Origin of the sequence: Acinetobacter stercoris (assembly GCF_900323515.1) — a bacterium.
Classification (GTDB): Bacteria; Pseudomonadota; Gammaproteobacteria; order Pseudomonadales; family Moraxellaceae; genus Acinetobacter; species Acinetobacter stercoris.
In genome coordinates, this window is sequence record NZ_OOGT01000153.1 from 1 (window position 1) to 9,825 (window position 9,825).

Sequence of the window (9,825 nt, forward strand, 5' to 3'; positions counted from 1 at the left end):
TTTTAATATGATTTATAACACGTTCTATATTCATATCTTATAGATAACAAGTCACCTAATTAAACGATTTAAAAGATTTTTCCTTTATACTACAGAAAAGTAATTGGCTATATTGACAATGTTAGGGCATATTACTCTTGTAGCAGTTGTTTTTTAAACAATAAAATTTAGTGCCTTACATATATGACATCGATCAACACTCTCATTGATCTTGTTGAACAACTGTTTTAACTTTAATTAATCTTTAGAAAAAACCAGATGAAAAAGCAATTCGTTACTATTTTAGCAGCCACGAGTCTCAGTTTATCTCTTTGTGCCTGTATGACCACAACAGCTTTAACTCATGATCAACGTCCCCAAAACTGGGGCAATCCAATTTCACTATCCAACAATTTTTACCAAATAGATCAAGATTTATTTAGAAGTGAGCAACCATCTTTTGTATTACTCCCCCATATTCAACAAAAACAAATTGGCGTTGTAATTAATTTAAGAACACGTGATCGAGATAAAAAGTTATTACAGGACTATCCTGAAATCCAGACAGTCCATATTCCTATTCGGACATGGGCGATTGATCGTGATGATCTCTTATCCATAATGCAGCATATCCAGATTGCAAAGAAGCAAAATAAAAAGGTTTTAATTCATTGTTATCATGGTTCAGACCGAACTGGTGCAAGTATTGCAATGTACCGTATTATTTTTCAAAACTGGACAATCGAAGAAGCGGTTAAAGAAATGAAGCATGGAGGATATGGATTTCATAGCATCTGGTCAAACATAGATGCTATTTTTAGCCCTGAAAATGTAAAATGGATTCGGGAGCAACTCTCGAATCCATCTATAAAGCCAATATGAAGCAGTATTATCTTTGATCCAGAGGCACCCAATCAATAACCCATGCTGACTTCATCCCCAAACTTTCATCTGAGGTAATTTTCTTCCGTGTAGCATCTGCAGCAGCACGATCTTTTGATGGTCCAACCATGATACGAATACCTTTAGAGGTTGGACTTTTCGTAACTTTGTAGCCTTTTGCCCGCAACTTCGATGCAACTGCATCGGCATTGGCCTGGTTAGCAGCCAATGCCACCTGAACCATCCATTGTTTATCACCATTTTCAAGTAAATCACGTGCTTTTTCAGCTTCAGCTTTTTTCCTGGCTTCCTCAGCTTTTTGCTTTTTTTCTGCTTCGGCTTTTCGATCAGCCTCAGCTTTTTTCTTAGCTGCTGCCTGCTTACGTTCCTCTTCCGCTTGGGCCTGAGCTTTCGCTTGAGCATCAGCCTTTTTCTTGGCTTCTTCAGCCTTGCGTTTTGCTTCTGCAGCTTTCTTATCTGCTTCTGCTTGAGCTTGACGTTGCTTTTGCTGCTCAGCTAACTTCTTTTCAGCATCTGTGACCTTTGCTGATTGAGTATTTGCTTTATTTTCATCTTGTTTAGATTTAGCAGTTAAATCTGCTGGTGGAATATTATCTGAACTTTCTTGAGCAGCCAGTCTTCTGGCATTACGCGCTGCATATTCTTCCGCCGCTTTTTGTGCAGCAGCTGCTTCTGCCTGTTGCTGCAAACGTAGAAATTCTGCTGCTTTTGCTTCTTGCTCTGCAACTGCTTTTTCACGTGCACGTTTTTGTTCTTCAAGCAGACGTTTTTCAGTTGCAACATCAACAGTCAAAGAAGGCTGAGCTCCAGATTGATTTTGTTGAACATCTTCAGCTGTATGTTCAACTGATTGTTTCTGGTGTATTTCTTCGTTGCCTTTTAGAAGTAATGCCGCTAATAAAACACCACCACCTAATAAAACAACACCGCCCATCCAGCGTTGTTTGTTATTCATTGACATTCTTCTAAATTCTCCCAGACCGCTTCTAAGGTATGAAACGAACCGCACACCAAAATCAGCTGATTATTTTTTGTGACTTCAAGCGCTGATTGAAAGGCTGCTTGTATATTTGAAAACTGCTGAACATTTAATCCATCCATTGCTGAAGTTAACTGTTCAACTGTGGCAGCACGTGCAACACTCAGTGGAGCAATTTTCCACATTAAAACAGTATCTTTCAAGAGGTTAACCACAGATTGAATATCTTTATCACCTAGCATTGAAAATACTGCCACAATTTCTGTGTACTGTTTATTGTATTCTAGAAATTTTCGCAATTGATTTAACAAAAATTCAACACCATGCGGATTATGTCCCGCATCAAAAATTACGGTTTTATCAGCAATTTGACGAACCTCAAAACGCCCTTGCAGCTTAGCATTTTTTATTCCTTGTGCAATAGAGGCCTGAGAAACGTTTAAACCGCTCACTAAAATTGTAGCAACAGCAGTAGCAAGATTTTCAAGCGCCAGAGTACCGACAGGAAATTTTAATGTTGTTCCTGATGAAGCAAAGTCCCAACTCTGTCCATCTTCAGCATATTGATAAAAATAGTCCCGATTGACAGCATAAAGTCTGGCATTACAAACTTCTGCTTTATGTTTAATTGCTTCTGGCAACGCCTGTAAACCACCAAATATCACTGGAATATCTGGCCGGATAATACCTGCTTTTTCAAATGCAATTTTTTCGATGCTATCGCCCAACCAGTCCGTATGATCTAATCCAATATTAGTAATAACTGCAACATCGGGGTCAATCACATTAACCACATCCAATCTTCCGCCCAGACCGACTTCAAGCACCCAGACATCACAATTATGTTGTTTAAAAATGACAAAAGCAGCCAGTGTGGTTGCTTCAAAAAAAGAAAGACTAAGATCACATGCACGACGTGCCTGATCTACAGATACAAATGCATCAATCAAAGTTTGGTCATCGACCTCAACCCCAGCCAGTTTGACACGCTCATTAAAACGATAAATATGCGGCGACTGATACAGTCCAACGTTATAGCCTTGTGCATTTAAAATGGCTGCAAGTGTTGTTGTTGTTGAACCTTTGCCATTTGTGCCAGCAACTGTAAGTACTTTAGCATTTGGTGTAGTTACACCCAAATATTCTGCAACAGGAATGACCCGCTCCAAACCTAAATCAATCCCTGTAACGTGAACATGGCTCCAATAATCGAGCCATGTTTGTAAATCATCAGTATTTAATGGTGCTGTATTGCTCAAGGTAAATTCATCAATTTAGCTACAATACGATATACAGTATCACGTAATGCATGGCGATGGACAATTTGATCGACTACACCATGATCAAGCAGGAATTCTGCACGTTGAAACGGTTCTTCCAGCTTTTCACGGACTGTTTGTTCAATTACGCGTTTACCCGCAAAGCCAATCATGGCTTTAGGTTCAGCAATATGAACATCACCAAGCATCGCAAGTGAAGCAGTTACACCACCGTATACTGGATGGGTTAATACTACGATATAAGGTAAATGGGCATCTTTCATTTTTTGAATTGCAGCAGAAGTACGTGCCATTTGCATTAAAGACAACATGCCTTCTTGCATACGCGCACCACCAGAAGCAGCAAAACAAATCAATGGCTGTTTATCAGCAATGGCTTTTTCAGCAGCCTGAACGAAACGGTCTCCCACGACTGTTCCCATCGAGCCACCCATAAAATCAAATTCAAAAGCACATGCCACCATAGGAATATCTTTAACCAGACCTTGCATGACGACCAATGCTTCAGTTTCACCTGTTTTATCCTGTGCTTCTTTCATGCGTTCAGGATAAGGTTTGCTATCGACAAAGTGTAAAGGGTCTTTAGCATGAAATTCTTGACCTAGCTCAGTTTTAACCTGATCAAAGAACCAGTTCAGACGATCACGAGCTTTCATACGCAAATGTTCGTCACATTGAGGACAGACATAAGCATTGAAAGACATTGCTGTACGTGTCACTAATGCATGACATTCAGGACATTCGATCGTTGGCTCGGTAAATGTTGCCTTGATCGTTTCTTTTGCATCTGGCACATGGATACTCGGTACAGGGCGATCTGTCCACGGTGTCGATGGGCTAAGGATTTTCCCTGATTTCACTTCTTGATTCATACTAACTCATCGAGCGCAGCTCGAAGCTCCTTGACTTTATTCACCGCTTGTTCCACGGCTTGTTCTGGTGCTACGTTTGCAAAAGGTTTTACAAAAGCACTTCCGACGATCACAGCATCTGCAACATTGCCCATTGCTTTTGCAGAGGCAGCATCACTAATACCAAAACCCACACCTACAGGAATATCTGTTACAGATTTGATTTTCTGAATACGCTGAGCAGCTTCCGAAGTGTCAAGCGTAGCTGCACCAGTAACCCCTTTGAGTGATACGTAGTAAATAAAGCCGCTTGCCTGATTAACTACATGCTGAATACGTTGATCGGTAGAAGTCGGTGCAAGTAAAAAAATCTGGTCAATATCATATTTTTTCAATATAACATCCAGATCTCTAGCTTCTTCTGGTGGTAAATCCACAAGCAAGATACCATCTACACCGCACTCTTTCGCAATAGATACAAAACGCTCATAACCAATGACTTCTACAGGGTTCAAATACCCCATCAGTACCACTGGTGTGTCTTGATCATTTTTGCGAAATTCTTTGACCATATTCAACGCATCCAGGGTATTTGTTCCTGCAGCCAAAGCACGCTCAGCGGCTAAAGCAATAACAGGACCATCTGCCATCGGATCGGAAAATGGTAATCCAAGCTCAATCACATCCACACCTGCCTCAACCATTTGATGTAACAAAGGTACTGTTACCTGTGGCTGTGGATCACCCGCCATGACATAAGAAACCAAAGCTTTACGCTTTTCTGATTTAAGCTGTGCAAAACGAGTGGCTAAACGAGACATAGGGTTGTGCTTTCCTTGAATTGTAAAATTGAGGAGTTGTTGCATCTAAATACAAGTGCATGCATTGTAACGCTATTTTTTATCCATTGGATAGAGCGTTCAAGACGCGAAATGCATCTTATATTTCATCTACAACCCAAGTGCTACATTAATCAATATTTTGTTTCAAACGGCAATGATCAAAGCTTCCTAATTTTCAGCTTTTTCAAAATACTCAATTTGTTGATAATTTATTTTCTTATTACCTTAACCCATTAATAATAAATCGTTTGTAATCATAAAATGTAAACTCGATGCCTTGCAAAAGCTCATTCCTCAGCAATTTCACGCTCCCAATTTATGTGAGATATCTACTTGATTAACCTGTGCGTAACCAAGCTAATTTTTTAGAACCGATTAAAGCTATGCAGTACTTCATTTTATTTCATTAGCTATTAAAGTCTGTTTTTTCTGCAATAAGGTCTGACCTGAAGCGGCCTTATAGGCGCGAGCCAATGCTGATTGATCGGAATACCCCAGTTCTAAAGCAATATCTGTCAGCCCCATTCCTTGTTTCAATAACGATTCGCATCTTTGCATTCTTTCGATTTCCAGAATCCGCTTGAATGAAGTGTCAAATTGGCTCAACTGACGTTGTAAAGTACGAGATGACATATTTAGTTCTTGGGCAATATCTTCTATTTTCGGTGCTTGTTGTCTTAACCTTAAATATTCAGCAATAATAAAATGTAACTGTTCTGGCAAAATAGACTGCTGTGAACGTTGTTGCATGGTATCTTCAGCCTGTTTAACCAAAAGTTGAATCAGATTTGGATCTGCCTGTTCTGGTTTCAAATCTAAAACATCATTTGAAAACACCACTTCATATTCGGGCTGTTCAAAATATAATTCACACTGGTAAAAATCCTGATAATATTTCAATGCTACCAATGGTTTATTTACAAAACTCATTCTAAAAAGTGGAAATGTCTGTTCTGCTGACACGAAAGCACGAGCAAGATGTAGCATCGCAGCCAGAGTGACCTCATGCAAAAAGATAAACTTTTCATGTCCTAATGAACAATACATGCGGATAATCTTACCGTCTCGCTGATATTTCATTGGTGTAATATGATCGCCATCAATGACTAAACGGCTAAAGCGTACGACATATTCCAAAGCCTGAGCCAAATTTTCACTACGTGATGCCATATAACCTAATAAACCAAAATTTGCAGGGCTAATGCATTTCGCCATAGCAAAGGCTAAATCTGGACAATCAATTTTATTTCTGGTCAGTTCAATCAATTCCATAAAAAAGGAATAGGGAGACAACTTATCCATTGGTTCAGATAAGATATTTGACAAAGCAATGTTTTGCTCTGATGTTAAATCCAGATTTAGCCAGTCAATATTCTGTTGTTTTAAATAAGCATTCCAAAGCTGAAAATATCCATTTGCAATCTGTAATTCTGTTGGCATGGCAGGTACTCATTTTGAAATGAAGCATTGTCATTTGTCGTAAAATGTATAAAAAATGGCAACAACTGTCAAAACAAAGTTGAAAAAGCCCGTCATACTGAAACTCATCAACAGTGATCGCTAGTAAAATAATATGAATGCACTCGTTAAATATCAGGTTGATCCAGTCGTACGTAGCAATCTGGATTTCAAAATTGAACAAGCCCCTCGTTTCTGGTTTGGTGGTGACCCTTTTAAAACACGGATGTTTGATGCCCTAAGTCTGACCTTCCCTATGGGTGAGCGTTATTTTATCCAAAGTGTACGTATGTTCCGCGATAAGATTACTGACGTGGAATTACAGAATAAAGTGACTGACTTCATTAAACAGGAAGCTCAGCATGGTATTGCACACGATAAAATGAATAATCTGATGAAAGAACAAGGCATGCCTGTAGACCAATTTATCAATTTTCTCAGCAAACATTTTGAAAAAGACCTTAAGCAACGCTCAGCACAATACAATATTGCCATGACAGCCGCTGCCGAGCATCTGACAGCACTTATGGCAGAAACATTTTATAGTCATAAAGAAACTCTGCTTGATGTCGATCCATATGTCCGCGCACTCTTTGCCTGGCATGCAATTGAGGAAATGGAACATCGGGATGTGGCTTTTGACGTAATGAAACAGGTTGGTGAAGTTCCAGAATCTACCCGAAAGTTTGCACTCGCCTATACGACATTCCTTATGTTTGCTTTAACACTATATAGAACAAATATCATGTTAAAACATGATGGTTTTAGCCCTCTTGAACGTCTACAACTTGTGCGTAAAGGACTACCTTGGTTTTTTGGCAAAAAAGGAGTGCTTTCACGTATGAAATCGCAGTATATGGACTGGTTCAAAAAAGACTTTCACCCAAGTCAGCATGCAATAATTCGCCAATACCAAGTTTGGGTTGATAGCATGGCAAAAAACAATGATCCAATTGCAGCAGGTGAAGCTTTTTGGGCAGCTGGATTATAATTTTTAGAAAATTACTTTTTTAGCTCAGCATAATTCCAATTTGGGCTTATGCTGTTTTTTTAAATATTTATGAAATATATTAACGTGAGTTCGACGCAACCACCTCTTTAACTTGTTGAAAAGCAATGATCTTAGCTGAGTCTTACTGAGTTTTCATCCGGTTTTTGGATCAGCCCGCAGCTCGCCATACTTTTGTTTCAGCAAAATGGGAAGCGAAGCTTCGCAAGGAAACCATCTTGCGGAGCGTTGCTCCTTACCGCAAAACTCGTCAGCCACCAGCAACATATTCAATAAGGCGCAGAAACAATACATTATAAAAGGAACCCTGCCTCAAACAGTTGCTGGTGACGTTTCCGGGTATCATGTTTCATTAAGAGTTTTATATCGAACACAGGTTATATTGGGATTCGCAATACCCCCTAGCCAAAACAATCAGAAATTATCGAAAAATGGCATATGCGGATAAATCATTTTCAATATTGATTTGCAATAATCAAAGCTATTCTGGCTATTTTGAATAGTAAAATGAATGCAATAGTCCATAATCAAATTCCACCCACAGTACGTAAAGATCTTAACTTTAAATTAGATGAAATCCCGCGTTTCTGGTTTGCAGGCGACCCATTTCGCACACGTCTGTTTGATGCTTTGAGTCTAACTTTTCCTGATGGAGAACGTTATTTCATTCAATGTGTCCGTCTTTTTCGCGACCAGATTCAGGACCTGGATTTAGATAAACGAGTAGCAGATTTCATCATGCAGGAAGCTCAGCATGGGATTGCCCATGACAAAATGAATAACATTTTGCGTGACCAAGGCATGCCTGTGGATAAATTTATTAAAGATGTGAATAAACGCTTTGCTCATGCTCTCAAGCGCCATCCGTCCTCGTTTAACATCGCCATCACAGCTGCATGTGAACATTTGACTGCATTGATGGCAAATACTTTCTTTAATGAAAAAGCCACAATGGCTGAAGCTCATCCCTATATTCGAGCTTTATTTGCATGGCATTCGATTGAGGAAATGGAACATCGTGATGTTGCATATGATGTCATGATTAACATCGCCAAAACACCTGCTAAAACCCGCTATGTTGCCCTGATTGCAGTTTCGGTTTTGATGTTTTATTTCACCATGCAACGAACCAATGGATTGCTTAAAGCAGATGGTTTTAGCCTGAAACAACGTTACCAACTGGCTCGAAGAGGTTTACCGTGGTTAGTCGGAAAAAATGGTGTATTAAGCAAAATTAAAAATGAATATCTGGATTGGTACAAGGCTGATTTTCATCCAAGCCAACATGCTGTCATTCAACAATACCCAACATGGGTTGAAACTTTAGCCAAGACTGGAGATCCCATTCTGGCAGGTGAAGCTTTTTGGCAAGCAGCAATCTGAATATAAACGCGTAACAGCATTTACCATTTGGCATAATGCTGTTCGAGTAGTCCATATTCTTGATTTAGATAAATAACATTACCTTTCCCCGACTGAATGGTTCCACTTATCCTAGACTGCCATTGACTAAACTGACTTCCGACTAAACGCAGATTTAAATTTTCATAACGTCGCCAACCAGTTTCTACTGTCAGGTTGAGTTTTTCATCCAGTGAACGGATCGACCAGTGCCGTTCATCAACCTTTTCAAAAAGCACATCTGAAACTTCAAATAAGGTTCCATTGATCCATAGACAGTTCTCATTTCCAAAGCTTTCATTCACTCCAGAAGCCAGATTCAAACCTATGCGATTGCCTTCATTATCCCAAAAACTACTGGAAAGCCAAAACCATGCCGTTTCAGGACGCAAAAAACCACAGGTATCATCCAGTGATGCCAAAGTTCTCTCATTAAACTGGATCTGTTTTTTTTGCTTATCTACAAAAAAACCTTCAACGGTCAATGTATTTTTTTTCTGGGTATACGTCCAGCCATTAATACCATTGGGACTGCACAAGCTAAGCGGTTCAGTACCAGCACAGAAGATTCGTGCCTTTAATTTTTCTTCGCCATATTTGGTGACACGTATATAACGCACGCCATTGGCATGTTGCATTTCAATATAAAAAGGTGATTTGGAAAAATAGCTTTGATTATATAGAGGTTGTTCATCTACAACAGTATGATGCCCTAAAAATGTATTGGCATTCCATTCCATGACCTGCCCTGTTGCATGATCATAAATATAAATAAAAGCATGACCAGCCCATGAAATATCAGCAATTGCAACCCCAATTGTAAAATGTTCATGCTGAATACAGCAAAATTTAAACTTTTTATATTTTAATCGCTTGCGCCAACCTTTTAGTTCTTTTCCATATGGTGTCTGATAGATATATTTATCGATATTGATAGAAGTCGGTATATGCGTAAAACGCCCATAGCGAGGTTGACCATTGATTTGAATCAAATCCATTTCTATATCCCGATCCGATTTTATTGGGAACTCATTTTTGATAAATATTATGCATTTTTTTGATTTAGCAAATCAACTTATCTCAAGAGTATAATATTATTTCAAATCGGTTATTTATATGATTA

The 9,825-nt window shown here is 39.1% G+C and carries 9 protein-coding genes; 3 read left to right on the forward strand and 6 right to left on the reverse strand.

The window, feature by feature from the left end; translation table 11 throughout:
• Positions 1–258 precede the first annotated feature (258 nt).
• On the forward strand, positions 259–861 hold the full coding sequence (locus KPC_RS14215; protein WP_121975017.1) for a dual specificity protein phosphatase family protein: 603 nt from the start codon (positions 259–261) through the stop codon (positions 859–861).
• Positions 862–868: 7 nt separating this feature from the next.
• Here the strand turns inward: KPC_RS14215 and KPC_RS14220 are convergent, their stop codons facing one another.
• The 5 genes from KPC_RS14220 to KPC_RS14240 all read right to left on the reverse strand — a co-directional run bounded on the left by KPC_RS14220 (position 869) and on the right by KPC_RS14240 (position 6,274).
• The gene (locus KPC_RS14220) at positions 869–1,843 is read right to left on the reverse strand and encodes an SPOR domain-containing protein (protein WP_121975018.1); all 975 of its coding nucleotides are present in this window, start codon (positions 1,841–1,843) and stop codon (positions 869–871) included.
• Complete coding sequence (gene folC / locus KPC_RS14225) at positions 1,834–3,120, reverse strand: bifunctional tetrahydrofolate synthase/dihydrofolate synthase (protein WP_121975019.1); 1,287 nt, start codon at positions 3,118–3,120, stop codon at positions 1,834–1,836. The genes KPC_RS14220 and folC overlap by 10 nt, the downstream gene beginning before the upstream one ends.
• Positions 3,117–4,013: an acetyl-CoA carboxylase, carboxyltransferase subunit beta gene (gene accD, locus KPC_RS14230; protein WP_121975020.1), complete on the reverse strand. Its 897-nt coding sequence runs from the start codon at positions 4,011–4,013 to the stop codon at positions 3,117–3,119. Before accD ends, folC begins: the two co-directional genes overlap by 4 nt.
• Positions 4,010–4,813, reverse strand: a complete 804-nt coding sequence (trpA, locus tag KPC_RS14235; protein WP_121975021.1) for a tryptophan synthase subunit alpha — start codon at positions 4,811–4,813, stop codon at positions 4,010–4,012. The genes accD and trpA overlap by 4 nt, the downstream gene beginning before the upstream one ends.
• 414 nt (positions 4,814–5,227) lie before the next feature.
• Complete coding sequence (locus KPC_RS14240; protein WP_121975022.1) at positions 5,228–6,274, reverse strand: AraC family transcriptional regulator; 1,047 nt, start codon at positions 6,272–6,274, stop codon at positions 5,228–5,230.
• Between the two features lie 133 nt (positions 6,275–6,407).
• Between KPC_RS14240 and KPC_RS14245 the strand changes: the two genes are divergently transcribed.
• Positions 6,408–7,283: a metal-dependent hydrolase gene (locus tag KPC_RS14245; protein ID WP_121975023.1), complete on the forward strand. Its 876-nt coding sequence runs from the start codon at positions 6,408–6,410 to the stop codon at positions 7,281–7,283.
• Between the two features lie 525 nt (positions 7,284–7,808).
• Positions 7,809–8,684: a metal-dependent hydrolase gene (locus tag KPC_RS14250; protein WP_121975024.1), complete on the forward strand. Its 876-nt coding sequence runs from the start codon at positions 7,809–7,811 to the stop codon at positions 8,682–8,684.
• 20 nt (positions 8,685–8,704) lie between these two features.
• Here KPC_RS14250 and KPC_RS14255 read toward each other — a convergent pair whose 3' ends face one another.
• A complete protein-coding gene (locus tag KPC_RS14255) occupies positions 8,705–9,700 on the reverse strand; it encodes a DUF2804 domain-containing protein (protein ID WP_121975025.1) in 996 nt (331 codons plus the stop codon).
• Positions 9,701–9,825 lie beyond the last annotated feature (125 nt).

Bases quoted from the DNA above. Each gene is read 5' to 3' on its own strand.
- KPC_RS14240 (WP_121975022.1), bottom strand. From the start codon at position 6,274: ATGCCAACAGAATTACAGATTGCAAATGGATATTTTCAGCTTTGGAAT.
- KPC_RS14245 (WP_121975023.1), top strand. From the start codon at position 6,408: ATGAATGCACTCGTTAAATATCAGGTTGATCCAGTCGTACGTAGCAAT.
- accD (WP_121975020.1), bottom strand. From the start codon at position 4,013: ATGAATCAAGAAGTGAAATCAGGGAAAATCCTTAGCCCATCGACACCG.
- trpA (WP_121975021.1), bottom strand. From the start codon at position 4,813: ATGTCTCGTTTAGCCACTCGTTTTGCACAGCTTAAATCAGAAAAGCGT.
- KPC_RS14220 (WP_121975018.1), bottom strand. From the start codon at position 1,843: ATGTCAATGAATAACAAACAACGCTGGATGGGCGGTGTTGTTTTATTA.
- KPC_RS14255 (WP_121975025.1), bottom strand. From the start codon at position 9,700: ATGGATTTGATTCAAATCAATGGTCAACCTCGCTATGGGCGTTTTACG.
- KPC_RS14250 (WP_121975024.1), top strand. From the start codon at position 7,809: ATGAATGCAATAGTCCATAATCAAATTCCACCCACAGTACGTAAAGAT.
- KPC_RS14215 (WP_121975017.1), top strand. From the start codon at position 259: ATGAAAAAGCAATTCGTTACTATTTTAGCAGCCACGAGTCTCAGTTTA.